Annotated in this window: 27 protein-coding genes and 3 pseudogenes; 18 read left to right on the top strand and 12 right to left on the bottom strand. The window is 33.7% G+C overall.

Features of this window, described 5'->3' with window-relative positions; all coding sequences use genetic code 11:
• The first annotated feature begins 103 nt into the window (after nucleotides 1-103).
• The 4 genes and pseudogenes from AC3WTA_RS05570 to AC3WTA_RS05555 all read left to right on the top strand — a co-directional run bounded on the left by AC3WTA_RS05570 (nucleotide 104) and on the right by AC3WTA_RS05555 (nucleotide 3,178).
• Complete coding sequence (locus AC3WTA_RS05570; protein WP_000877954.1) at nucleotides 104-1,039, top strand: aldo/keto reductase; 936 nt, start codon at nucleotides 104-106, stop codon at nucleotides 1,037-1,039.
• Nucleotides 1,040-1,240: 201 nt separating this feature from the next.
• On the top strand, nucleotides 1,241-2,416 hold the full coding sequence (locus tag AC3WTA_RS05565; RefSeq protein ID WP_000832286.1) for an MFS transporter: 1,176 nt from the start codon (nucleotides 1,241-1,243) through the stop codon (nucleotides 2,414-2,416).
• A 48-nt stretch (nucleotides 2,417-2,464) separates the two neighbouring features.
• Nucleotides 2,465-2,672 (top strand): annotated as a pseudogene (locus AC3WTA_RS05560) (hypothetical protein).
• A 143-nt stretch (nucleotides 2,673-2,815) separates the two neighbouring features.
• On the top strand, nucleotides 2,816-3,178 hold the full coding sequence (locus AC3WTA_RS05555; RefSeq protein WP_001198798.1) for a DUF805 domain-containing protein: 363 nt from the start codon (nucleotides 2,816-2,818) through the stop codon (nucleotides 3,176-3,178).
• A 162-nt stretch (nucleotides 3,179-3,340) separates the two neighbouring features.
• On the opposite strand, the gene AC3WTA_RS05550 is transcribed toward AC3WTA_RS05555, so the two are convergent.
• Nucleotides 3,341-3,565, bottom strand: coding sequence for a hypothetical protein (locus AC3WTA_RS05550; RefSeq protein WP_000162604.1), 225 nt, complete (start codon nucleotides 3,563-3,565; stop codon nucleotides 3,341-3,343).
• 84 nt (nucleotides 3,566-3,649) lie between these two features.
• The gene (locus AC3WTA_RS05545) at nucleotides 3,650-3,997 is read right to left on the bottom strand and encodes a DUF4257 domain-containing protein (protein ID WP_000426320.1); all 348 of its coding nucleotides are present in this window, start codon (nucleotides 3,995-3,997) and stop codon (nucleotides 3,650-3,652) included.
• Nucleotides 3,998-4,193: 196 nt separating this feature from the next.
• Between AC3WTA_RS05545 and AC3WTA_RS05540 the strand changes: the two genes are divergently transcribed.
• The 6 genes and pseudogenes from AC3WTA_RS05540 to AC3WTA_RS05515 all read left to right on the top strand — a co-directional run bounded on the left by AC3WTA_RS05540 (nucleotide 4,194) and on the right by AC3WTA_RS05515 (nucleotide 9,309).
• Nucleotides 4,194-4,721, top strand: a complete 528-nt coding sequence (locus AC3WTA_RS05540; protein ID WP_001018110.1) for a DinB family protein — start codon at nucleotides 4,194-4,196, stop codon at nucleotides 4,719-4,721.
• A 182-nt stretch (nucleotides 4,722-4,903) separates the two neighbouring features.
• Nucleotides 4,904-5,953, top strand: coding sequence for a ribosome small subunit-dependent GTPase A (gene rsgA / locus AC3WTA_RS05535; protein ID WP_001073092.1), 1,050 nt, complete (start codon nucleotides 4,904-4,906; stop codon nucleotides 5,951-5,953).
• Nucleotides 5,954-6,159: 206 nt separating this feature from the next.
• Nucleotides 6,160-7,200: pseudogene (locus AC3WTA_RS05530) on the top strand (cache domain-containing protein); the annotation flags it as partial.
• Nucleotides 7,195-8,142, top strand: a complete 948-nt coding sequence (locus tag AC3WTA_RS05525) for a methyl-accepting chemotaxis protein (RefSeq protein WP_412678137.1) — start codon at nucleotides 7,195-7,197, stop codon at nucleotides 8,140-8,142. The pseudogene AC3WTA_RS05530 and the gene AC3WTA_RS05525, both read left to right, overlap by 6 nt.
• A 196-nt stretch (nucleotides 8,143-8,338) precedes the next feature.
• Entirely contained in the window at nucleotides 8,339-8,644 is a 306-nt protein-coding gene (locus AC3WTA_RS05520) for a hypothetical protein (protein ID WP_000539573.1), read from the top strand.
• A 296-nt stretch (nucleotides 8,645-8,940) separates the two neighbouring features.
• Nucleotides 8,941-9,309 carry a DUF3979 family protein gene (locus AC3WTA_RS05515; protein WP_000965083.1) on the top strand — a complete coding sequence of 123 codons (369 nt, stop codon included), beginning with the start codon at nucleotides 8,941-8,943 and terminating at the stop codon, nucleotides 9,307-9,309.
• Between the two features lie 36 nt (nucleotides 9,310-9,345).
• On the opposite strand, the gene AC3WTA_RS05510 is transcribed toward AC3WTA_RS05515, so the two are convergent.
• A complete protein-coding gene (locus AC3WTA_RS05510) occupies nucleotides 9,346-10,386 on the bottom strand; it encodes a YkvI family membrane protein (RefSeq protein WP_000370201.1) in 1,041 nt (346 codons plus the stop codon).
• Nucleotides 10,387-10,627: 241 nt separating this feature from the next.
• Between AC3WTA_RS05510 and AC3WTA_RS05505 the strand changes: the two genes are divergently transcribed.
• From AC3WTA_RS05505 to AC3WTA_RS05495, 3 genes are all read left to right on the top strand, one after another.
• A complete protein-coding gene (locus tag AC3WTA_RS05505) occupies nucleotides 10,628-11,071 on the top strand; it encodes a Dps family protein (protein ID WP_000105195.1) in 444 nt (147 codons plus the stop codon).
• Between the two features lie 107 nt (nucleotides 11,072-11,178).
• Nucleotides 11,179-11,634, top strand: a complete 456-nt coding sequence (locus AC3WTA_RS05500; protein ID WP_000488201.1) for a DUF3939 domain-containing protein — start codon at nucleotides 11,179-11,181, stop codon at nucleotides 11,632-11,634.
• 211 nt (nucleotides 11,635-11,845) lie between these two features.
• A complete protein-coding gene (locus AC3WTA_RS05495; RefSeq protein WP_000798291.1) occupies nucleotides 11,846-12,790 on the top strand; it encodes an alpha/beta hydrolase in 945 nt (314 codons plus the stop codon).
• Between the two features lie 45 nt (nucleotides 12,791-12,835).
• On the opposite strand, the gene AC3WTA_RS05490 is transcribed toward AC3WTA_RS05495, so the two are convergent.
• Both AC3WTA_RS05490 and AC3WTA_RS05485 read right to left on the bottom strand, forming a co-directional pair.
• Nucleotides 12,836-13,837, bottom strand: coding sequence for an LLM class flavin-dependent oxidoreductase (locus AC3WTA_RS05490; RefSeq protein WP_000594032.1), 1,002 nt, complete (start codon nucleotides 13,835-13,837; stop codon nucleotides 12,836-12,838).
• Nucleotides 13,838-13,941: 104 nt separating this feature from the next.
• Complete coding sequence (locus AC3WTA_RS05485) at nucleotides 13,942-14,133, bottom strand: DUF3896 family protein (RefSeq protein WP_000815498.1); 192 nt, start codon at nucleotides 14,131-14,133, stop codon at nucleotides 13,942-13,944.
• Nucleotides 14,134-14,310: 177 nt separating this feature from the next.
• Here AC3WTA_RS05485 and AC3WTA_RS05480 point away from each other — a divergent pair, with 177 nt between their 5' ends.
• Nucleotides 14,311-15,774: a flavin monoamine oxidase family protein gene (locus tag AC3WTA_RS05480; RefSeq protein WP_001168148.1), complete on the top strand. Its 1,464-nt coding sequence runs from the start codon at nucleotides 14,311-14,313 to the stop codon at nucleotides 15,772-15,774.
• An 84-nt stretch (nucleotides 15,775-15,858) separates the two neighbouring features.
• Nucleotides 15,859-16,443 (top strand): GNAT family N-acetyltransferase, encoded by a 585-nt coding sequence (locus AC3WTA_RS05475; RefSeq protein WP_001068735.1) that lies wholly within the window; start codon nucleotides 15,859-15,861, stop codon nucleotides 16,441-16,443.
• A 24-nt stretch (nucleotides 16,444-16,467) separates the two neighbouring features.
• Here the strand turns inward: AC3WTA_RS05475 and AC3WTA_RS05470 are convergent, their stop codons facing one another.
• On the bottom strand, nucleotides 16,468-17,370 hold the full coding sequence (locus tag AC3WTA_RS05470) for an aldo/keto reductase (RefSeq protein ID WP_000442777.1): 903 nt from the start codon (nucleotides 17,368-17,370) through the stop codon (nucleotides 16,468-16,470).
• Nucleotides 17,371-17,535: 165 nt separating this feature from the next.
• Here AC3WTA_RS05470 and AC3WTA_RS05465 point away from each other — a divergent pair, with 165 nt between their 5' ends.
• The gene (locus AC3WTA_RS05465; protein WP_000613444.1) at nucleotides 17,536-18,486 is read left to right on the top strand and encodes a CobW family GTP-binding protein; all 951 of its coding nucleotides are present in this window, start codon (nucleotides 17,536-17,538) and stop codon (nucleotides 18,484-18,486) included.
• A 96-nt stretch (nucleotides 18,487-18,582) separates the two neighbouring features.
• Here the strand turns inward: AC3WTA_RS05465 and AC3WTA_RS05460 are convergent, their stop codons facing one another.
• Nucleotides 18,583-19,053, bottom strand: a complete 471-nt coding sequence (locus AC3WTA_RS05460; protein WP_000172430.1) for a GNAT family N-acetyltransferase — start codon at nucleotides 19,051-19,053, stop codon at nucleotides 18,583-18,585.
• Nucleotides 19,054-19,580: 527 nt separating this feature from the next.
• Between AC3WTA_RS05460 and AC3WTA_RS05455 the strand changes: the two genes are divergently transcribed.
• Nucleotides 19,581-19,775 carry a hypothetical protein gene (locus AC3WTA_RS05455; RefSeq protein ID WP_371400126.1) on the top strand — a complete coding sequence of 65 codons (195 nt, stop codon included), beginning with the start codon at nucleotides 19,581-19,583 and terminating at the stop codon, nucleotides 19,773-19,775.
• A gap of 21 nt (nucleotides 19,776-19,796) precedes the next feature.
• On the opposite strand, the gene AC3WTA_RS05450 is transcribed toward AC3WTA_RS05455, so the two are convergent.
• The 3 genes from AC3WTA_RS05450 to AC3WTA_RS05440 form a co-directional block, all read right to left on the bottom strand.
• Nucleotides 19,797-19,874, bottom strand: a complete 78-nt coding sequence (locus AC3WTA_RS05450; RefSeq protein WP_321141683.1) for an exosporium leader peptide-containing protein — start codon at nucleotides 19,872-19,874, stop codon at nucleotides 19,797-19,799.
• Nucleotides 19,875-20,045: 171 nt separating this feature from the next.
• The gene (locus AC3WTA_RS05445) at nucleotides 20,046-20,210 is read right to left on the bottom strand and encodes a hypothetical protein (protein WP_000017081.1); all 165 of its coding nucleotides are present in this window, start codon (nucleotides 20,208-20,210) and stop codon (nucleotides 20,046-20,048) included.
• Nucleotides 20,211-20,297: 87 nt separating this feature from the next.
• Complete coding sequence (locus AC3WTA_RS05440; RefSeq protein ID WP_001042533.1) at nucleotides 20,298-20,492, bottom strand: hypothetical protein; 195 nt, start codon at nucleotides 20,490-20,492, stop codon at nucleotides 20,298-20,300.
• Between the two features lie 144 nt (nucleotides 20,493-20,636).
• Here AC3WTA_RS05440 and AC3WTA_RS05435 point away from each other — a divergent pair, with 144 nt between their 5' ends.
• Nucleotides 20,637-20,888 carry a hypothetical protein gene (locus AC3WTA_RS05435; RefSeq protein WP_000690659.1) on the top strand — a complete coding sequence of 84 codons (252 nt, stop codon included), beginning with the start codon at nucleotides 20,637-20,639 and terminating at the stop codon, nucleotides 20,886-20,888.
• Between the two features lie 281 nt (nucleotides 20,889-21,169).
• On the opposite strand, the pseudogene AC3WTA_RS05430 reads toward AC3WTA_RS05435, so the two are convergent.
• Nucleotides 21,170-21,355: pseudogene (locus AC3WTA_RS05430) on the bottom strand (hypothetical protein).
• 1,554 nt (nucleotides 21,356-22,909) lie between these two features.
• On the bottom strand, nucleotides 22,910-23,386 hold the full coding sequence (locus AC3WTA_RS05425) for a DUF6985 domain-containing protein (protein WP_000723515.1): 477 nt from the start codon (nucleotides 23,384-23,386) through the stop codon (nucleotides 22,910-22,912).
• Between the last annotated feature and the right edge of the window lie 4 nt (nucleotides 23,387-23,390).

Genomic DNA, 23,390 nt, shown 5'->3' with positions numbered 1-23,390 from the left:
CACCTGCTTGTATAAGTTAATATAGTTTGCACTATAACATATAAAGTGATATATTTCTATTGTTCGAATATAATCGAACAATAGAAATATAGGGGGAGAAAAAATGAAATATACCAAATTGCAAAAGGCAGGACTAAATATTTCAAAGTTAGGGCTAGGAACAAACGCTGTAGGGGGACATAATTTATATGCTGATGTGAATGAGGAGGAAGGAAAACGATTAATAGAAGAAGCTATCCAGCAAGGGATTACATTTTTTGATACAGCAGATTCATACGGATTCGGTAGATCAGAGGAATTGGTAGGGGAAGTATTGAAAGGAAAACGCCAAGAAGTTGTACTTGCTACAAAAGGTGGAATACAGCCGTTATTAAATGGAGAGGTTTATATTAATAATGAAAGAAGCTATTTAAGAAATGCTGTGGAAAATAGCTTAAGAAGATTACAAACTGATTATATTGATTTATATTATTTACATTTTACAAATCCAGAAACAAGTTACATAGATTCAATTGGTGAGCTTACTCGCCTAAAAGAAGAAGGGAAAATTCGTTCAATTGGAATATCTAACGTTAATGTAGAGCAGTTAAAAGAAGCGAATCAGCACGGACATATAGATGTTGTACAATCACCATATAATATGTTAGATCGTACTGCTGGGGAAGAACTTTTGCCGTATTGTATAGAATCAGGTATTTCATTTATTCCGTACGGACCTCTTGCCTTTGGGATACTAGGCGGAAAATATACAGAAGATTTTAAATTGAACGAAGACGATTGGCGTCAAAGTGTAAATCTATTTGAAGAAAATACATATAAGAGTAACTTTAAAAAAGTTGAGAAGTTAAAAGGTTTAGCTAAAGAAATGAATTTTGAAGTATCACATTTAGCTTTAGCATGGCTATTAAATAAAAAAGGAATTGATACTGTTATTCCTGGTGGGAAACGAGCGGAGCAAATAAGAGAAAGTGTAAGAGCGGTGGAAGTTTCATTGAATGAAAAGGTTATGGAAGAAATTAAATCTATTTTAGAAGATTAGTTGAGAAGAGGGGTACTTCCCTCTTTTTATCCCGCATTAACGGGCAGTAAGACCCCCACCTCAAAATTTAGCGGAAGCAAAGAAGTTAGGTGGGGGATCAACTGCCCGTAAAAGCCCGATTGGTTCAACTAATAATCAGTGGGGGATGAACAAAACCCCCACTGATTAAAGTTTCACTTTATATAAAAGGAGAAGGTTTAAATGAAAAGAGTACTAGCTGTATTCTTTACGATAATGTTTATGATAGGTACAGATACTTTCTTAATTTCACCACTTTTACCGACATTACAAAAGGTGTATCATGTTTCAACTGAGCTGTCAGGGTGGATGGTGAGTTCATATGCTTTAGGATACGCTGGATTTGCGCTTATTGCTGGTCCTATATCAGATGGCTTAAACAGAAAAACAGTGATGGTAATAGGAATGAGTTTTTTTGCGTTAAGTACGTTTTTATGTGGAATGGCACCGAGTTTTCTATGGATGCTAGCATTTAGATTTTTAGCAGGTGTAAGTGCAGCCTTTGTATCTCCACAAGTGTGGGCATCTATTCCGCTCCTTATAGAAAAGGAGGGAATTGTAAAGGCAATTGGAATTGCAACAGCAGGGTTAGCAATCTCTCAAATTTTAGGGTTGCCAGTTGGATCGTATTTGGCAATGATACACTATACAACACCATTCTTCATCATTGGTATATTATCAGCACTACTTGTAATTCTTATCTATGTAGTATTACCAGAAATAAAACCGGTTCATATAGGTGGAAGTAAAACAAACATCTTAAAGCGCTATAAACAATTACTTACAGATTCAAAGGTTTCAATTTCTTATTTTGCATATTTTGTTTTTCAAACTGGTAATTTTGCTGCATTTTCATTTTTGGGTGTATGGCTTTCCATTCAATTTGGCTTACAAGTTCATGAAGTAGGTACAGCTATGCTCGTATTAGGACTAGGAAATTTAACTGGTAATATTTTTGGCCCTAGAATCGTAAATAAAATTGGTTATAACCTTTCTTTCTATGGTGGGATTATATTTACAGCAGTGCTATATGTATTACTTCCTCATGTAAAGAACATCGTATTGGTGGAGTTATTGTTCTTTGTTTTGTTTTTTGTGACAGGAATTTTGTTTGTATTAATGATGAGGCACTTACAAAACATATCTAGTGTAGCAAGAGGAACAGGAGCCGCGCTTGCTAATGCTTCTATGTATATTGGTCAAATGATTGGAGCTGCAATAGCAGGACTGCTATTTGCAGCATCTCACAATTTTATACTTATAGGTAGTTTTACTGCGTTACTATATATAGGAGCTTTATTTTTGTTTAGAAAAAGTGAAAAGCTTAATGAAGATAGTGAAACAGGAATTGCATCATAAAGTCTGTATAAATATTTTGCAAATCAGAATTAATAAGAGTGTGAATACATGAATGTGCTATTAATTACAGTGGTTACTAAAAGTATAGAAATAGTAGTAGAAATGTATTGTAACAAAGTTATGAGGAATTCAAAAATAAAAAATCCCTACAAAGATAGGGATTTATATATCGGCATATAGTTCCTTGGAAAAGGATATATGTAGTTTAACATATAGAACTACTTATATTTGTGAAATAGATGTGAAAGTAATGTGAAAAATGCTGAAAGAAAAAACTATTTAAATAGAGGATAATTTAGATGAGGATATGGATTTTACATAAATGCTGTGTTATATTTCTACTTATTTGTTAATAATTACATATTTTAATTTTATTGGGGATAAAAGGGAGATATTTAAATGCAATGGTATTTGAAAGCTCTAAAGAATTATGGGAATTTTAGTGGTAGAGCTACGCGAAAAGAGTACTGGACTTTTAGTTTATCGAATATCGTAATTTTTTGGTTATTGTTATTTTTATCATCATTTTCAGAGGTGTTAGTTGCTATTATTGCGTTGCTATTTATGTTAGTAATGATTATACCAAGTTTTTCGGTTGGTGCACGACGATTGCATGATATTGGGAAAACAGGATGGTGGCAACTATTAAATTTTGTACCGTTTGGTAGCGTTGTTTTACTTGTATTTTTTATCATTGAAAGTGAAGAAACTGACAATCAATACGGACCAAATCCGCATTCAGATTTAAAAGAAGCGATTTAATAAACCTATTATTAAAATTTTGCACGGGCTAATATTATTAAGTTGATCTCTAGGCCTATATGACTTTTGAAACTGTAAAAATGGGAAGAATAAAGGCAGAGAGAATATAGCATGGCAAGAAGAAAAAATTCTAAATAAAAAGCACTGTTTTAGCTAATGTAACTAAAACAGTGCTTTTCTCTTTGATTGAACTGTTGCTGCATTTTCATCATGTATGCCTGCATCTTTAATAATTCGTTGTTTTGCTTTATTTAATAGATGGTCTACTGCTTCACCAAAATAATTAGCTTCGCTTTTTGTGCGGGCTTCTCGTAAACATTTATAGTTTTCTAGCAGTTCCTCTTTTTCAGTGTTTGTTAAGAAATCTTCTATTTTCTTTTTTGTCATACGAAACACCCTTTCTTCTGACAAACGACGCAATAGAAAATATTTATTGTTTATTATAGCAATAATTTTTAAAGAAAGTATAGACTAACGTCGTAATAATTTGTCAATTTCTTGAATCTTTTCATCAGCTTTCCCAATTTGTGTATTTTTAGCCTGCTCACCACCAAGCGCTTGATGCAGTAAGAAAGTCTGACCGGAAATAGCTGTCACAATGGATACTTTTATAATTTCTTTTATTAAGGTGACATCGAATAGAACGAGTCCAAGAAGTGCAGCTAAGCTACCAGTGAAAATATCAGTCAAAAACCCAAAGTGAAAAAAAGTTTTCAAACGGCGTGGAAGCAATAACTTGCCTTGGTTATTGATAAGATGGGAAACGAAACCAGTAATGCCACCAACGAGAACAGCAGTTAGCCATTGATACATTTCCATCGAATCCACTCCTTTTAGTGAATAAGATTCGATTCTTTTATATTGATTCCTTTTAATATTTCATAGAAGCATATTGAGAAAGTTTGTTTGGGTTTATTATGAATTCAATTTAATTATAACAGAAAAACCTGATATCTTTTAGTCTATTATATGAAGCGGTTATTCCTTAATATGAATGTAGAAAGGGGTGCGTGATATGAATATAGATTATCGAATAAGAAGTGTAGATGGTTATACAAAAAATATAGGGGAATTAGTAAGCATGCTGGAGCATACGAGGGCTGTAACATTACAGGAAATAAACGATCTATCTGTTGAGCAATTAGATTTCATTATGACGAGTGGAGGGAATTCCATCGGAGCGTTACTAAAGCATATAGCAGCTATAGAAAAAGCCCATCAACTTATTTCATTTCAAGAGCGCGACTTTACAAAAGAAGAATTAGAAATATGGGAAGACGCACTGTATTTAGGGAAAGCGGGGAGAACAATCCGTGGTCATGAAATACAGTATTATGTACAACTTCTACAAAGTGTTCGAGAAGAATCTCTGAAGTATTTGAATGAACAAGATGATGAATGGCTTATGTCAGAAAGAAAGTGGCCTAACGGTGTAGCGTATAACCAGCACTATCTGTGGTTTCATGTGCTAGAAGATGAGGTTAGTCACCGTGGACAAATTAGAATGATGAAAAATAAAATATTTGAAAATTTCGTTAAATAAGGTAGCTTTTTAAATAAATATTCCATATAATGAGAGTAATTAAAATGAGAACGGAGTGATGTATTATGGCGAAGATAACGTATATGAATAATAAACCAAATACAAAGGTGGATGGAAAGGGCGAGACTGTATAAGTGAGCGCACGATCCTTCCGCTTAGCTCAAACTAGGGAGGATATCAATTTGAATCAAAATATTTTAAAATCATTCGGCTGGGATTCTTTTTTTGAAGAACAAGCTGTAGAGAACTTTGAAGTAGGGCGTATTTTACTTGAGCATAAACATATATATCGAATTATTTGTAATGATGGTGAATATATGGCAGAGCTGTCTGGAAAGTTTCGGCATGAAGCAGTAACGAAGGGAGATTATCCAGCGGTTGGTGATTGGGTGTATATAAAGAAAATAGAGAATGAAAAGAAAGCAATTATTCATCGTATTTTTCAAAGAAGAAGCTCTTTTTCTAGACAAGAGGCTGGTAATCGAACGGAAGAACAAGTAATAGCAGCAAATGTAGATTATCTATTTTTAGTAAATGCACTTAACCATGATTTTAACGTAAGAAGAATAGAACGTTATTTACTATTAGCGTATGAAAGTGGTGCAATGCCTGTTATTGTTTTAACAAAGAGTAGCTTATGTGAAGACGTGGAACAGAAAATTGTTGAAACGGAAGCTGTGGCAATTGGTGTTCCGATCTTCGTCGTTGATAGTTTAGAGCATACTGGTATTGAATCGTTGCAGCAATTTGTTTCTTCAGGAAAAACAATTGCTTTAGTCGGGTCATCGGGGGTTGGAAAATCCACTTTGTTAAATGCACTCATAGGACTTGAAGTAGCAAAAACGGGAGATATTCGTGAGGAAGATAGTAAAGGAAGGCATACGACAACTCATCGTGAATTGTTCCGATTACCGAGTGGTGGTTTAGTTATTGATACTCCGGGTATGAGGGAGCTGCAGCTTTGGGAAGGAAGCGATGCAATTCAAACAACATTTTCTGATATTGAAGAATTAGCAAAAACGTGCCGTTTTAGGGATTGTAAACATGAAAATGAGCCAGGGTGCGCAGTGCATAATGCAATTGATAACGGAATTATTACGATAAATCGTTTGCAAAGCTATAAAAAATTACAAAGAGAACTGGCGTATTTTATGAGAAAACAAGATGCTATTCTTGCGAGAGCAGAGCGTGATAAGTGGAAAAAGATTTCTAAACAGCATAAAAAAATATGAAAAGCCAAAGGGTGGTTCCCTTTGGCTTTTTTTGTATTTGTAAATTTTATAATAATATTATTCAAATATATAGACAAAGGGAATTTAATTGTTTAAACTTTACAAAGTATCCATCGTAATAGATTATGAAAATAATAATTTAGGGATGGGAAATGTTTACAACTCGCTAGATTTAACTATTGAAATTGAAAAGCAGGAGGTTTGTAATGGGTAGACTATTAAATTGGTTTCGTGATATGAAAGTAGCAAAAAAACTACTAATTTCGTTTTTTGTCATTTTAATTGCGGCTGTCTCTATTATTGGAGGCATGTCTTATCAAACAGCTAAAAAGAATTTTGAATCACAAATTACGAGCAGTGCTCACGACAATATAAAAATATTAGATAATTTAATCAATCAAATGATTGAGGCGAAATTTAATGATGTAAATAATTTTGCACGGGTGATTCAAGGTAATATGTATCAAGGGGATAATCAAGATGAAGTAAGAAAAATGTTATCTCAATATATTAATTTGAATAAAGATGTTGAACAAGTATACGTTGCTGGGAATGATAAGAAATTTGTGCAAGAACCAAATATACAAATGGCAGCAGACTATGATCCAACAGAACGTTCTTGGTATAAAGATGCAGTGGCAAAACAAGGTGGTATTGTCGTTACTGAGCCGTATAAGGCGCAAGGAAATGGACATATTGTCGTAACGATTGCAAAACAAGCAGAAGATAAAAACGGTGTTGTAGCAATAGATTTAAGTTTAGATAATTTATTAAAAACAACAAAGTTAATCAATATCGGTAAAAAGGGATATGCTTTCATTTTAGATGGAAAACAAAAAATAATTGCACATCCTCAAGAAAAATCTGGGGAAAAAGCAGCTGATTCTTGGGCGAAGAAAATTTATGAAGATAACCATGGTGCTTTTTCATATATGTATGATGGCAGCGAAAAACAAATGGTATTTGCTACAAATGTAAAAACAGGTTGGAAAATCGGTGGAACGATGTACTCAAATGAAATAATTGAAGCTGCGCAGCCTGTATTTTATAATATGTTAATTGTTATGTTCATTTCATTAGTTATAGGCGGAGCACTTATTTATTTTGTGACACTTTCTATAACGAAGCCATTAAAAAGATTAGTTGCCACTTCTAAAGAAATAAGTGAGGGAGATTTAACGCAAACAATCGAGATTCATTCTAATGATGAAATTGGCCAACTTGCAAAAGGATTCAATGAGATGACAGATGCATTGCGAACGTTAATTGGAAGAATTAATACTTCGGCTGGACATGTTGCAGCAGCATCAGAAGAGCTAACGGCAAGTGTAAGACAAGCGAGTGAAGCGACTGAGCAAATTACAATGGCAATGGATGAAATATCGAGCGGGGCAACAACGCAAACAACGAGTGTAGAAAATGGTGCAATGTTATTATTTGATGTAACAGAAGGAATTCAGCATGTAGCAAATAGTTCATCATCAATTAGCACGGCTTCTGCTCATACTCGTGAAAAAGCAGAAGATGGTGGAAAACTAGTCGGAAAAACAGTAAATCAAATGCAGTCTATTGCAGAATCTGTTTCACAATCAGATGAAGTTATACAGTTGCTAAATAATAAATCAAAACAAATTGGTGACATACTAGAAGTCATTCAAAATATTGCAGATCAAACGAATCTTCTAGCTTTGAATGCGGCAATTGAAGCTGCAAGAGCAGGAGAGCATGGAAGAGGATTTGCAATTGTTGCAGATGAAGTACGTAAATTGGCGGAGAAGTCTAGTGTATCTTCTAGTGAAATTAGTAAATTAATATGTGAAATACAAGATGACATGAGTAAGACGGTAAAATCTATGGGGCATGTAAATGAAGAAGTTCAATCTGGACTTGTTATTGCGAATGAAACGAAGCAAAACTTTACTGAGATTTTACAATCTACAAATGAAATTGCAGATCAGATTAAAACGATGGTTGAAACGGCTAATGGGATGTCAAAAGGTGCAAATGAAGTGTCTATTTCAGTAGGTCAAATTGCAATGACAGCACAGAACAATGCGACGAGTACTCAAAACGTTGCAGCATCAGCAGAAGAACAACTAGCGTCCATTGAGGAGATTAGTTCGGCGGCTGGTACATTATCTCAAATGGCCGAAGAGTTACAAGGGTTAATTGAAAGATTTAAAGTGTAACAGAGGACAGACTACTCCAAAATAGCAGTATGCGATTTTGGAGTAGTCTGTTTTTATTATGTAACATGAAATGGGATAGAGAGTATTTTTATGATGTTTAAAGGTATATCATGTATAATATTTGTCGAAAAATAGAGGTATTTGTTAACTTTGTGTATAATTATAGTCATATAAAATGCAAATAAAGGAGATTACTATGGGAGTTTATTGGGGTACCAAAAGACATTCTTGGCTTAGTTATGTCTCATTTTGGTTAAGTATTTCATTTTTTATTGTCTTTTTAATTGAAGTGTTTATTTTAAAAACACTTTCGAATAGTTCGGTGCAAATTGTTAAATATTTTTATTTTATACTTGTACCAGTAAACATCTTTCTTAGTTTAAAGTTACTCTTTAAGAAGAATGAAAAAAAAGCATTACCTATTTTTAGTTTCATTGTATCATTATTATTTACAATTTTAATACTAGTATTAGCGTTAGTAGCTACGGGGAAATTCTTTTAAGGGGAGTGATAAAAGTCACTCTTCTTTTTTGTTATTGTAAGGAAATACTAAGCGGAGGATGGACAAAGAGTGTATTTACTTATGTTTGATATGATTGGAAAGCGTTAGAAGCATATTAAGAAATATAATGAGAGACAATTCATATAATAATGAAGAGAATCAGGTGTTTTACATGCAATTATGAAGCAAATGAATACGGTAAAAACGACGATATATGGTACAATACATATGGATAGTGATAGAGATAAAGGGTATATAAAATACTCATCGTTTTTTAGTAAGAGAGGGGTTATCTTATGCTATACGAGGATTTGATGACATTATTTCAAGCAGCTCCGAAAGAAGAAGGTAGAGGCGGCTGGAAATATATAATCCAGGAACGAAATGATAAATATGAAATTGTTGATGAACTGTTGAAAAATCAAATGAGTGTTGAATTGTATTTTAATGAATATGATGAGGTGAAAATCACTTTATATAAAGATGGAATGCCTATTTCTACTATGCAAAGAATTGCGATTTCAAAAGTTGAATTAGACGAAGAGGAAGAAGGAATTCAATTCGTTTTAGAACGTATGCCTAGTCGGATGATTCGGTTGCAATTAAAGCCATATTTAGCACTCGAAATGGGGCCGTACTGGGAAGTATGCGATGATTGTGAATGAACATAAAAGAAGCATCCAATAACATGGATGCTTCTTTTATGTTTTTTGAAGTTGTTTAAAAGCAATAATTGGCAGTAAAATGATGCTGACCCATCCAATTATAGGATATAGAATGTGGAGTAATTCACTGTAACCAATGTAACTAAAGCAATAACTAATCAGTAAAATGAAGAAAATAATATTGTTACTTTTCCATCTGGTGATGGATTGCATTTGTTTTGTCATTCCGAACACATTACCAACTAAAGTTGTGAACACTTCACCGAAAATGATAAGGACAAAGAAAAAGTGAAAAGTTGCATTGAATTTTCTTATGACTTCAGCCATTGGGATATTATATTGATAAAATTGATCGACTGATAAAATAGCTAAATGGCTACATAATAAAATTAAAGAAAGTCCTGCACCGCCTAAAATACCGCCCCATAAAATGGCCTTTCGATCTTTTACTTCACTGGCTAACGGGACGAGAACGCTTTGGGCGAGAGAAAGATTTAAGGCGACATATGTAATAGGACTAGTAATCCACTTCATATTCCAGCTTTCTGCAGGAATAGTGTCACTAATAGGAGTTGTACCGTGAAAAAAAGTTGTAATAGCAAGTCCGATAATAAAAATCATCATAATAGGTACGACAAGTGTATTAACTTCAAAAACCCCTTGTAATCCGCGACTACCTATAAGGAGACAGGCGATCAATATAATGAAAATACCAAGTTGTCTTGGTAAACGAAGTTGCTCTTCAAATACCGCCCCAGCTCCTGATAACATAACGCTCGTTACACCAAATAATACGAGTAATAATAGTGTGTTTACAACATTTCCAAATACATCCCCAAATAAATATTTGTTAAATTCTTGCGCTGAAAATGCACCAATTTGTGATGAAAGTAACATCATCTTTGTGCCAAGCCAAATAAAAAAAAATCCACTTACACATATGCCAATTGTTCCATATAATCCGTTCACTGTAAAAAATTCAACAATTTCTCGTCCAGTAGCAAATCCAGCTCCAACGACTGTTCCAATATAAGTAGCAGCGACCTTCTTTGCTACTTGCCATTGTTGATTGTCCATGTTATCCCTCTTTCTACTACGATGAGCTTGATTTACTATTATGCATATGTATGAGCTTGGACAATTAGACTTATGAAGTGTTTGAAAACATACATGAATTAAAAGATATTAGGGAAGTATTAAAGGTGTTAAAACTTTGTTACATATGAGCCAATCGTTCGAAAGGGTAGGAAATGTATGGTAACATGTAACTAGGTTATTAAAAGATAAACATTATGAAATGATAAGAGGAGTGGATTGTATGAGTACGAAAACAAATGTTGTTGAAGTATTAAACAAGCAGGTAGCAAACTGGAATGTGTTATATGTGAAACTACATAATTATCACTGGTATGTGACAGGACCACACTTCTTTACGTTACATGAGAAATTTGAAGAGTTTTACAATGAAGCTGGAACAAATATTGATGAATTAGCAGAACGTATTTTAGCGTTGGAAGGTAAACCGCTAGCGACAATGAAAGAATATCTTGCAACATCTAGTGTGAGTGAAGGGACAAGCAAGGAATCTGCAGAAGAAATGGTGCAAACATTAGTGAATGATTACTCTGCACTTATTCAAGAATTAAAAGAAGGTATGGAAGTTGCTGGCGAAGCTGGCGATGAAACATCAGCAGACATGTTGTTAGCGATTCATACAACATTAGAACAACATGTATGGATGCTAAGTGCGTTCTTAAAATAAATATAAGTATATTAAGGGAAAAGTCGTTGAAAAATTCATTCAATGGCTTTTTTTGTCATTTTTCAGTTTTCTTTTATGCTATAATATAGTAAAAAGGAGGCGATGCAATGTTTCGCTTTTTCAGAACTGGAAAAGAAGAGCGTGAAATTACGAAAGATGAATTAGAACAAGCGATGGCTAAGTTTCTAGAAACGAATGCTAATATCGTTTATACAGTATTAGTAAATGATGATTATACAGTAAATTATGATTTGTTAAAGCCGTATTTACTTGCATTTCCAACAAATAGTTTTCTTATTACGAAGGAAACGCTTGAGGTATTTGAACATACAGAAGAAAATCTAAACCTAGTTAAAGAAATTGATATCGTACAAAAAGCAGTAGATCAGTACGTAACAGAAAAAGAAATGTTTCCACTTGTTGAAGGTAGTGAAGAGCGTCTTATATGCGGGATAAAATTAGGACCATATTTGAAGCGTATATTAAAAAGAGACCTATATATTTCAGAAAAACATTATTTAGTTTCAAGTAAACCGGACAGAAAAAAACAAAAGAGTGGGTAGATGTATTGAGAACAACAATAAATATATTGTTGTCTTTTTTTTTTTTTTTTTGAAAACATTGATTTTTCTGTTTATTAAACTTTATACTAAACTTATTGGACGAAGAGAAGTAATGATTAAGTATTGTTAGCGTGAGTTATATACAGTGATTACAGAATGGTATAAAGGTTTGAGAAATAAATATTATAAAAGATTACGGGGGAATGGGTGTATGAAAAATAGTATGACTTACATTCAATTATTAAATGAAACGTTACATTGTTACGCAAATAAAGGGAGTTTGGAAGCGTACACTTATATAATGGAGCATGCGAAAGGCATAGTGGGGAATGAGGCGCAAATATATAATTTCAAATATGCACTAGCGGGTGCAGCAGGACTTGAAGAAGAAGCGATGCATGTAATGAAGGAAGCCATTATAGAAAAGGGTTTTTGGTATGGAAATGAATATTTAATTACCGACGACGATTTAAAATCACTACATAAATTTGAAGAGTTTCATAAAATGGTTCAATTATGTAAAGAGAGAGAAGAATTAGCAAAGAAAACAGAACGAGCAGACGTGAAATTTATAGATGGTAAGAAAAAAGAAAAACTATTTATTGCAATGCACGGAGATCAAGAAAATATAGCAATAGTAGAACCATATTGGAAATCTGTTTTGGATCAAGATTATACGTTAGCTTTACCACAGTCTTCGCAAATTCAGTTTTCAGATGGGTTTGTTTGGGATGATATACATAGAGGGAAAGAAGAATTAAAAGAGCATTACGTTACGTTTATAGAAAATCATACAGTAGAAAGTTTAATAATTGGTGGTTTTTCTGCTGGTGCAAGAGTAGCTTTGTATACGATTTTACAAAAAAATATAGATGTAGATGGTTTTATTTTTGTGGCGCCGTGGCTTCCAGAGATTGATGAATGGAATGAGTTATTGGAAGTGCTACAGAATAAAAATATAAAGGGATATATAGTGTGTGGGGATCAAGATGAAGATTGTTTCGAATGTACGCAGCAATTTGTACAATTATTAAGAGATAAGAATATAGAACATGAGTTTAAAGTTGTACCCAATTTAAATCATGATTACCCTAAGGATTTTGATGAACTATTAAAAGAAGCTATTGAATATATAGACGACAAAAATAATAAGTAGTAAAAAAGGGAGATGCATCATAACTGATGTATCTCCCTTTTGTCATTATAAATGAAAAGCATTTGCTAGTAAGCGATAAGAATTCAATTTATCTTCAAATCGATGAGTAATTGTGACAATCATAAATTCATAAGTATTGTACGCTTTGCTTAAGTTTACGATTTGTTCTTTCACAGAAGATGGATCACCGACAATCATACGTTGACGATTTTCTTTTATACGGAATAAATCATAAGCGCTGTATGAATAATTTTGTGCAGTTTCGATAGAAGGAGTACCAGTTGTACGCTTTCCTTGTTCTAGTAATAAGATTGATAAATCTAAACTAGAAGCAATTTTTTCCGCCTCTTCATTCGTTTCTCCGCAAATAACAAAAATAGAGACGATTGATTTTGGTTTATCTCCTAAATAAGAAGGTTGGAACTGTTCCTGATAAGCATTCATTACTTCAGGGCCACCGTTTCCGTTAATGAACTGTGCAAATGCAAAAGAAGCACCTTGTTTTGCGGCAATCATTGCACTCTCTCCGCTAGAACCAAGCATCCACATCTCGGGAGATGTTGGAATGACAGGAGTAGCCTTTAAATTTGCATAATGATGGTTTTCTGGTACTTGATCATGTAAGTACATTGCAACATCTGCAATTTGTTCTGGGTATTGATCAAGTGAGACCATTTTGCCTTCTTGAAGTGCGCGAGTTGCAATTGGCATACCACCAGGTGCTCTGCCGACACCAAGATCAATACGATTTGGATAAAGCGCTTCTAAAACGCGGAAATTCTCAGCAACTTTATAAGGGCTATAGTGCGGTAACATAACACCACCTGAACCAACTCTCATACGATCCGTTTTTGCTGCAATATGAGAAATAAGTATTTCAGGGCTTGAACCAGCAAGGCTGATGGAATTATGATGCTCAGATACCCAAAAACGTGTGAATCCTAATTTTTCAACTTCTTGTGCAAGTGTAACTGTATGTGAAAAAGCTTGGGCTGCTGTACTACCATCTGAAATAGGGGATTGGTCTAACACACTTAATTTGATCATAGAATATACCTCGCAATCTTAATGTACATCCTATTATATATTTACTTACGAAAAATGCGTAATGAAATGCTCAAAATGAGAAGTGGATACACTTATATCCACTTCTAACGAGAAAAGCCCCGTTCATAATAATTCATTTCGACTAAATTTAATATATATTCGTAGTTATCAATCTCAAGTTTTAGTTGTTCACGCTCTTTTTTAGATAGTTGTTTACTATTAAGTTTGTTGCATAGTTGTTGTTTCTTTCCTTCTAAATACTTCTTTGTAGCGTGGTAGTCGTAAGTTTGTTTCATTTTCAACCACTCCTTCTTTGCTGTTGCTATATTATACGAAGCGTGAAGAGATGTGAAAGCTACCTCTTATGTACTTTTAGTGAATATTCCACTTGCTATGTTGTTATGTTTATAGGAATTTATGAATAAAATGTACTAAACCACTAATGCCCATTTTATGAAGTAAGGGGTGGAATTGTGCAGAAAGATATAATGTATAACACTGAAATGGATGAAACGTTAAAAGTTATAAATAAAGGGTTAAAGAAGACGACGCGTCCGAAACAAATTATAGTAGTAGGGGCTGGTATGGCTGGGTTGGTTTCGGCATCTTTATTAAAGGCTGCAGGACATGATGTGAAGATTTTTGAAGCAAACAACCGGGTAGGTGGCCGCATAGAGACGGTTAGAATGGAAGATACCGGATTATATTTAGATGTTGGGGCAATGAGAATTCCGTATTCGCACACATTAACGATGGCATATATAAGAAAATTTGGGCTACAGGTGAGCCCGTTTATTAATAGGAATGAGACGGATATTATTTACGTAAATGGCCGGAAAACGACATTAAAACAATATGAAAAGGACCCAAGTATATTAAAGTATCCCGTGGAAATGAATGAAGTCGGGAAAACGTCTGAGGAACTATTATTGTTAGCGGTACAGCCCATTATAAATTTTATAAAAAAGAACCCAGAGAAAAATTGGGATGTTGTAGTAAAGGATTTTGGGAGATACTCTACAGGACAATTTTTAAAGTATCATCCTTATCAATATAATACTTACTTTTCACCAGTAACAATTGAGATGATCGGTGTTTTATTAGATTTAGAAGGTTTTTTGGAAAGGTCATTTGTTGAGACACTACGCTTTTTATACATTATGCAGGAGGAGAGTGGATTTTGTGAAATAGTAGGCGGAAATGATAGATTACCAAAGTCCTTTTTACCACAATTAGAAGAAAATATTATATATAATCAAAAATTAATGAAGCTACATCAACACGATAATGGTGTGACAGCTTTTTATCGAAACGAGCAAACTTTTGAGTATAGTAGTATTACAGGGGATTTAGTTATTATTACAATTCCATTTTCGACAATGCGCTTTGTGGAAGTAGATCCATTTAATTCTATATCTCATGAAAAATGGAAAGCAATTCGTGAATTGCATTATATGCCAGCAACGAAAATAGGGATTCAATTTAAAAGTCGATTTTGGGAAGAACAAGGGCAATTAGGTGGCAGGATTATAACGGATTTGCCAATTCGTTATGCCTATTATCCAAGTCACGGAATTGGAGAAAAAGGACCTGCTATGATGTTAGGAAGCTATACATGGTCTTATGATGCGTTGTTATGGGATGGTTTATCAAAAGGTGATCGTATTTATTACACATTACAAAATTTAGCGACAATATTAGGCGGTCAAGTATATGATGAGTTCATGTCTGGCATATCAAAAAGTTGGACATTGGATCCATATGCACTCGGAGGGTTTGCACTATTTCAGGCAGGGCAAGAATCTGAGCTACAACCAGCGATTATAAAACCAGAGGGGAGATTATACTTTGCAGGTGATCATACAACGTTATATCACGGATGGATACAAGGTGCAATTGAATCTGGAGTTCGTGTAGCGGTAGAGGTAAAAGATTAAAATGTGTAAAATTCAGAAATTTCTTTACTGTATGGTTTGAGATGGATATTATTATATATAATAGAATTAAAAGGAGTGTTGAAAGTGAATCCGTTATTATTCGATTTTCCTTCTGAATTTTATACTGATAGGCTATTTATTCGAATGCCGAAACCGGGTGACGGTAAATCTGTGTACGATGCAATTCAAGCTTCTATGAAAGAATTAAAACCTTGGATGGTTTTTGCACAAAAAGAGCAAACAGAGGAAGAAGTAGAAGTGAGCATTAGAAAATCGCATATTCAATTTTTGCAGCGTGAGGATTTAAGATTACTAGTTTTTTCGAAAGAAACAGGTGAATTTATTGCATCAGCTGGATTGCATCGTATTAATTGGGATATACCTCAATTTGAAATTGGGTATTGGATTGATTCAAGGTTTAGTGGAAAGGGTTATATGCTAGAGGCTGCAAAAGGTATAATGGAGTTTGCTTTCACTGAATTGAAAGCAAACCGCGTAGAAATTCGATGCGATTCTTTAAATAAGAAGAGTAGAGCGATACCTGAGAAATTAGGATTTAAGTTAGAAGGTACATTGGAAAGTGCGAGTGTAGCGGTAGATGGAAATGGATTAAGGGATATGTGTGTATTTGCCATGACTAGAAATACATATGAAAAAGAAGAGCTGTAAAGAAACAGCTCTTCTTTTTATGTATTATGGTACAGGGTGTCCATTAGAGCTTTCGAAAATTGTAAACCATTGTTGACGATCTAAATCAACTTTTGTAGCAAGAGCGGCTGTTTTAACACGATCTAATTTACCAGATCCAACGATTGGCATCATGTTAGCTGGATGAGCAAGCAGCCATGCATACATAACTGTATCGATGCTAGTAACATCTAGTTCAGTAGCAATCTTTTGTAACATTTCACGTAAACGTACGGCACGTTCTGATTGACCAATAAAGATTTCTCCGCCAGCAAGAGGCGACCAAATCATAGGATTGATTCGCTTTTCTTGGCATAAATCAATTGTCCCTTTTTCGAAATGTTCAAGCTGCATCGCAGATACTTCAATTTGATTTGTAATGAGCGGGAAATCTAAATAAGAACTTAACATATTAAACTGTGAAGGTAAAAAGTTAGATACACCGAAGTGACGGACTTTTCCTTCTTGCTTTAAGCGTGAGAACGCTTCTGCTACTTCATTTGGATCCATAAATGGATCAGGGCGATGAATGAGCAGTACATCAATATAATCTGTATGTAAGTTTCGTAATGAGTCTTCCACGCTTTTTATTATATGCTCAGTACTCGTATTGTAGTGCGCAACATATCGCTCTGGAAATTTTGGTGATGGGGGAGCGATTCCACATTTTGTGATAATTTGCATGTCTTCGCGTAAGGAAGGCTTGAGTTGTAATGCTTCTCCAAATAATCCTTCACACGTATATCCGCCATAAATATCAGCATGATCGAAAGTAGTAATTCCCATATCCATACAAGCTTCCATAAAAGAAAGTAACTCTTGCTTTGGCATATTCCATTCTGCTAAACGCCAAAAACCTTGAATAATACGAGAAAATTCTAGTGTTTCGGCCATTTGAACTCGTTCCATTATAATTACCTCCTTGATGAATGAATCATTTTTTGAAAAGGCTTTCTTGCTACATATTATTATATAGTTACAGTGTCGTACATACAATAAATATGTTTTGCTACAAAAATGATTTTCTCTATATGCTATAATGTAAAAACATATAGCTATAAGGAGATGTACGAAATGATTCCAGTAACGATATTAACTGGTTTTCTTGGATCAGGGAAAACGACATTATTAAATCGTATTTTATCAGAAAATCACGGTCAGAAATTAGCGGTGATTGTAAATGAAATAGGGCAAATTGGTATTGATAATCAGCTGATTATGAATGTCGAAGAAGAGATTATGGAGATGACGAATGGATGTTTATGTTGTACTGTACGTGAAGATTTACTAGTCGCTTTAAAACAATTACTGGACGTAAAAGCAGAAGGTAAAATGGAATTTGATGGATTAGTAATTGAAACGACTGGTCTTGCAAATCCAGGTCCGATTATTCAAACATTCTTTTTAGATCCTGTGATTCAATCTGCATACCAAATTAACGGCGTTGTAACAGTAGTAGATAGTTATCATATACATAAACATTTTGAAAAAGGACTAGAAGCAAAGGAACAAATTGCATTTGCTGATGTCGTTTTAGTAAATAAATTAGATTTAGTGGATGAAAGTGAAAAGGAAAATCTATTGCAGGAACTGCAAGGTATTAATCCAACTGCAAAGTTAATCGAGGCGACTAACTGTGATGTAGATATTCCATCGTTACTACAAATTCAAACGTTTAAAACGAAAGATACGTTACAAATTTATCCTCATAAAGAGCATAATCATCTAGAAGGCGTAAAGTCGTTTGTACTACGCGAAGAGCGACCGTTAGATTTACAAAAACTAAATGAGTGGATGTCAGCTGTCGTTCAAGAGCTAGGGGAGTATTTATATCGCTACAAAGGAATTTTATCGATTGATGGAGTAGATAAACGTATCGTTTTCCAAGGTGTGCATACACTGTTTGCTGCATCATATGATAGAGAGTGGCAAGAGGGCGAAGAACGAGTAAGTGAAGTCGTGTTTATCGGAAAAGATATTAATAAAGAATGGTTCCAAGAACATTTCGAGGAGTGTGTGAAATAAGTCTGCATATATTGCAGGCTTATTTTTTGAACTTAACTAAGTGCTTTGCAGAAACATGCTAGATTGCAAAAAAGAAGGATGATAAAAAGCCTGTTTTCACAGGCTTGTATGTTCATCTAATAGTAACTCCATTACAACACCTACAACTGGGCCTTCATCATCAATATCGCCATTTAAACGGAAGCCAAATGATTCATATAATCCCATTGCGAGTTTGTTGTCTGGATGCAAACTTAAATAAATTATTTTACATTCAAATTTATCTTGTAAGAATTGAATGAGTATGCGAAGGAAACGTTTTGCGTATCCTTTTCCTTGATATTGCTCGTCAATCATAAATCGGTCTAACCATACGCTTTTACGTTTTTCCCAATACCATCCATACATTGCATATCCTACAAGTGTTTCTCCATCATATAAACCTACTGACGTTCCGTTTTTCTCATATAATGATTCTGCTAGAGAAAACGCATTGCTTTCAATAAATTGCTGCTGGTCTTTTGCGACGTTTAAAGCAGCTACCGAACGCCAATTTTTTTCTGTTACTTCACAAATGTGAAGAGTCATAATTCCAACTCACTTTCTAAATTAATATAGCTTAAAAGCTAATATGGATAATTTTACTTGTTATTTTGGTCAAGTCAAGCAGAAACACATAAAAAAGAAGAGGTTGCTCAAAAGTAGCTGAATAGCTACTTTTGAGCAACCTCTTTAATGTTTATGCTTCACTATGCTAATAAGAGCATCTCCATTGGTGAGCTCAATATTTTTATTCACTGCACATTGCGCTCGTTGAAGGGGCACTTGGTTTTGTATCGTCTGCTGTATGTAATATCCTACAGGAGAAATCTTGCCAAGGGGTGTAAAAAAGATGGAGAATGCAAGCTCAATTTTCGTTTACCGACTCTTACTGCATCAGAAGTAGTGGTAGATCAGTAGATCAATCTAGATTAGAGAAACTGCAATTTATTCCAGGAAGATATATATGAAGGAAAACGCCACCATACTGCAAGTTCTGTATATTGACGACAAGGTCAAGTGGAAACATCTAAAAGAATATGAGATGGATAAACATGAACATCAACCATTGTGTGGTGATACTCGCTACGATTAGAAAGGTACAGTTTGCAACAAGAAGACATGTAATTAGTATTTATGATATGGGGAGTATCCGAAATGCAAAACGTATTATGAGAGATTTAAAGCCATATGTGAGCAAAACAATGCCAGGTGGTCCGGTATTGCCAATAAGGCTCAGTGTTACCGGTTCCCCCTGTAGCACCCGTTGAGCCAGTGGAACCTGTAGGGAATTAAAAAGGTTGCATAGGTGGAAGTGTCGGTCCGACTGAACCTGGATTTAATGCAGCGGAGGATAAAAACTCGTCCAATAAAATTCATCTCTGAAAAATTCGTATTACTAATAGTAAATGCGTGGGTAGAGCCAAATGAAATGGACAAGCGATTGTATATATGAAATTTAATAAAATAGTTATTTAATAAAAAAGCAGTTAGCTTTCGCTAGACTGCTTTGCTCCCTAATGTAGTTCTTGTTATGTAATTTAGATGAAGATACTACCTACTAGTATTAAGGCTCCTAGCAAAATTAGAGAATCAACTAAAATCAAGAACTGGTTTTTCTGTGGCTTTTTCAATTCTTTTATTAAGCTGAAAACTGCACTTAATCCGAAACAAATGTATAACAAAATCATTATCGTTCCTGACATGATTAACACTCCTAATATATCGATATCTTAATTATATAACGAAAAAGATATACATGTAAGTTTTTAATGAAATCCTTATTCAAAGTTTTAGAAACCAATTTTTTTAAACATCTTAGTATATGTAATTACAAGTGCAGCTTGTACAATTACGAATAGTGAACCCATAAACATTTTGTGGTTATGATCTAATGCACCGAATATTGCCATAGATATTCCAATTAAGATAAAAAGTACACTTAGGAAAGGCATAATTTTCATTAACACATTAAGTCTTTTATTCATATACAGACCTCCTGTTCTCAATAGATTTAAGTATTAAACGAACTTATAAATGTATTTTACTATATTTTTGTTTTTGGATATACAGGGACGTATATAAGTACAGGAGAAATTTGAACAAAAACGCTATTTGGGTAGGAAAGGAGAATGAAAATTGGTTACAACTTTAAATGTAACGAGTGTGGCCATAACAATGCTGAAGAAGATATTGATTATACGAATATGCTTTGTGGAGAACCTTGTGGTTGTGAGTGCTATGAATACGAATTAATTTGTAGTTCTTGTGGTGATGAAATTTGCAGCGGTAATGGATGGGGAGAATTCGACAGAAAAGAAGCTACTGAGGATGCTCAAGAAAAACTACTTTATATGAGCAAAAGAGCAGCTAGCAAAAGCTAACTGCTGATCTCCTCCAAGATGTAATTTACTATGTAAATTACATCAACTTATCCGTTAGTAAGTATGTAAATCCTATGGGAATTAACAAATTGAACGAAATCAAAATTTCATTTTGTTTTGCTAACTTGATTTTGATGTGACCGTAACCTTTAAGTATTTAAAAAAGTCCCTCAATAATGTTAAAAGGACCTTGCTCACGCAAATGATCTGTAAATCAATTCATCTTTGATATACAGATCATTTGTATGATAATATTTATAAAGAATTGCTAAATAATGAAATTACATAAATGCTTTTAGAATTTCTTGAATTAATGGGATTGCTCCACCAATAAATTTAAAAACTGCCATTGCGATTTCCATATTATTCTCTCCTCTGTTTTTGTATTAAGATGTGTGAATCTTTATAACCTTATTATAGTAAGTGCTTACATTTATAACGATACATTTTCGTATGCAATATTGCATATTTATACGTTTAGACAAAAATTAGGCTCTATTAGTCATTCTTTAATGGTATCATAGCGAGGTGTGAGTCTTTAAGGGTTTTCCCTAATAGGAGGAAATATGGAAAGAGTACAAGTGATTTACAGTAATCTGAAAATTAAAAGTTGGGCTAAACAGGTATTAGCTGTAGGAGGAATATTAGGGTTCTGCTACTTGGTGTTATATGTTTTTAGTTTCTTAGTTGTTATGTAAATATTATATAACTAAACTAGTAGAGTCTTGCCAAGATAGGTAAGGCTCTTTTATTTTTATCTGTGATGAGCAAACTACATACAAAACCTCTCAAGTTTGTCAGATACTATGTATGGTGCCTTATTTTTCTATGTTTTAGAACACTACCTCTTATTATTGAAAGTAAATAAACTTCTATTTAAAATTTTTCATTTATATTGAAAACACAATTGTATTGATAAAAAAATGTATTTTTATTAGATACGTCTTAAAAAAACAAGCATAAGTTATATTAAGTTTTGGTGAAATTTTTTTATCTTTGAAAAGGATTTAAATCTTACAAATAGATTTGATCCCTTTCTGTATACCGTAATTCCTATATTATCATATGAATATAATATACTGAAATTAATTTAAAAGCAAGAATATTAGTAGGTGTCCGCCACATGCCCATCAACTTAAGATTTTAAAGTAGCCCCTAAACGAAGAATTTTGTTAAAATTGATTGATAGTAAACAAGATAGATTGGCAAATCACTAACTAAAGAAATCTCTTCAGGTAAGCTAATCAGTAATATATCAAAAGATTCTTTAAAAAATTTAGAGATATATTTCGTAGGTGTTTATCCTTCTATTAGTAGATTAGAAATGCTGATATAAGCCATGTTTATAATTTCTCCTTCACCCATCATACTTACGTGATGATAACCACCAGTTTTGCCCTTACCATTTTTATTTCTGTGAAAGGGCACTCAGTGTTGTTTATCGACACACAAAGCAAATGTCGATGGATATCCGATTTATTGCGTGCATAATTCGAGAGAGAAACATGATATATTACGGCAAGTTTGAAGTAAGTGTGAAATAATAGTAAAGCCGACTCAACACGATATAAGTCGGCTTTGTTAATTACAACTTTGTTCTTTTCTTTTTAGGGCTTCTTTTAGTATTTTAAGAGTTTGCTATAACTATTCTATAGGTGTCATATCTAAAGATCCCAAAAGAATTCCATCTGCACAACGCTGAATGTAGTTATTTTTTTCATTATCTTCATAATCGCTTTTAATAACGTCAGTTAAAAAAATGATAGCATTTTGTAAATATTACGTACTTGCTTCTTCGTAAAATGCATCTTAATGAAACGTTGCTGCTAAGAACTGATAAACTGTAACTTCTCTGGCTTCTTTTTTTATTGCCTATATTTTTTCCCTATTATTAGTCAAGTGGATAACCTGTTAAAATGAAATTTCTATTTCTATCTTTTCCAAGATAATTTTGGCATTTTTTATTTCACGAGCTGTTGATATGTAACAGAAAATGAAGCTTATTACATTAATTTAAAAGTTTAAATAACAATATCTTGATAACCAACTTCTACAACTTGTTCATTTTCAAATTTCACCCCAACACCGTCCTCTTCCCAGGTACAATTGAATATTAATCCAACTCTTCTAATTCCATCTTCAAAATCTGGTAGTATAATTAATCCAACAGGTTCTACCAATTTCCCTAGTTCTTGAATAGTTTTAATAATCGGTGCTATTTCATCAGCAGATTCATCAACTGCCATATCCCTATATTCCATATATTCCTCTTTGTAATACTCGAATATTGCTTGTTCAGCTTCTTTTGTAAGTTTGTTTAAATTGGTAATGAACTTACTATACGCTTCTTCTTGAATTTTAGAAATTAAATCATCTTCTTCACCATCAATAGTTAAAGAAACAATTTTTACCTGTCCAAAAATAGTTATCTTTTGTTGCCCGCTCCAATATAAATCGTGAACAATTTCACCAAATAATTCATGGTTTATTTTTTTCATAATT

The organism is Bacillus sp. EB106-07-01-XG149 (genome assembly GCF_058791555.1).
This window is presented reverse-complemented; position numbering and strand designations above follow the sequence as displayed.

Coding starts and splice junctions, on each gene's coding strand:
- AC3WTA_RS05485 (WP_000815498.1), bottom strand. CDS start 14,133: ATGAAACAAACTTACGACTACCACGCTACAAAGAAGTATTTAGAAGGA.
- AC3WTA_RS05435 (WP_000690659.1), top strand. CDS start 20,637: ATGAAAATTGGTTACAACTTTAAATGTAACGAGTGTGGCCATAACAAT.
- AC3WTA_RS05460 (WP_000172430.1), bottom strand. CDS start 19,053: ATGACTCTTCACATTTGTGAAGTAACAGAAAAAAATTGGCGTTCGGTA.
- AC3WTA_RS05540 (WP_001018110.1), top strand. CDS start 4,194: ATGAATATAGATTATCGAATAAGAAGTGTAGATGGTTATACAAAAAAT.
- AC3WTA_RS05525 (WP_412678137.1), top strand. CDS start 7,195: ATGACAGATGCATTGCGAACGTTAATTGGAAGAATTAATACTTCGGCT.
- AC3WTA_RS05545 (WP_000426320.1), bottom strand. CDS start 3,997: ATGGAAATGTATCAATGGCTAACTGCTGTTCTCGTTGGTGGCATTACT.
- AC3WTA_RS05470 (WP_000442777.1), bottom strand. CDS start 17,370: ATGGAACGAGTTCAAATGGCCGAAACACTAGAATTTTCTCGTATTATT.
- AC3WTA_RS05505 (WP_000105195.1), top strand. CDS start 10,628: ATGAGTACGAAAACAAATGTTGTTGAAGTATTAAACAAGCAGGTAGCA.
- AC3WTA_RS05565 (WP_000832286.1), top strand. CDS start 1,241: ATGAAAAGAGTACTAGCTGTATTCTTTACGATAATGTTTATGATAGGT.
- AC3WTA_RS05440 (WP_001042533.1), bottom strand. CDS start 20,492: ATGAATAAAAGACTTAATGTGTTAATGAAAATTATGCCTTTCCTAAGT.
- AC3WTA_RS05445 (WP_000017081.1), bottom strand. CDS start 20,210: ATGTCAGGAACGATAATGATTTTGTTATACATTTGTTTCGGATTAAGT.
- AC3WTA_RS05550 (WP_000162604.1), bottom strand. CDS start 3,565: ATGACAAAAAAGAAAATAGAAGATTTCTTAACAAACACTGAAAAAGAG.
- AC3WTA_RS05425 (WP_000723515.1), bottom strand. CDS start 23,386: ATGAAAAAAATAAACCATGAATTATTTGGTGAAATTGTTCACGATTTA.
- AC3WTA_RS05515 (WP_000965083.1), top strand. CDS start 8,941: ATGCTATACGAGGATTTGATGACATTATTTCAAGCAGCTCCGAAAGAA.
- AC3WTA_RS05520 (WP_000539573.1), top strand. CDS start 8,339: ATGGGAGTTTATTGGGGTACCAAAAGACATTCTTGGCTTAGTTATGTC.
- AC3WTA_RS05465 (WP_000613444.1), top strand. CDS start 17,536: ATGATTCCAGTAACGATATTAACTGGTTTTCTTGGATCAGGGAAAACG.
- AC3WTA_RS05490 (WP_000594032.1), bottom strand. CDS start 13,837: ATGATCAAATTAAGTGTGTTAGACCAATCCCCTATTTCAGATGGTAGT.
- AC3WTA_RS05500 (WP_000488201.1), top strand. CDS start 11,179: ATGTTTCGCTTTTTCAGAACTGGAAAAGAAGAGCGTGAAATTACGAAA.
- AC3WTA_RS05555 (WP_001198798.1), top strand. CDS start 2,816: ATGCAATGGTATTTGAAAGCTCTAAAGAATTATGGGAATTTTAGTGGT.
- AC3WTA_RS05510 (WP_000370201.1), bottom strand. CDS start 10,386: ATGGACAATCAACAATGGCAAGTAGCAAAGAAGGTCGCTGCTACTTAT.
- AC3WTA_RS05570 (WP_000877954.1), top strand. CDS start 104: ATGAAATATACCAAATTGCAAAAGGCAGGACTAAATATTTCAAAGTTA.
- AC3WTA_RS05495 (WP_000798291.1), top strand. CDS start 11,846: ATGAAAAATAGTATGACTTACATTCAATTATTAAATGAAACGTTACAT.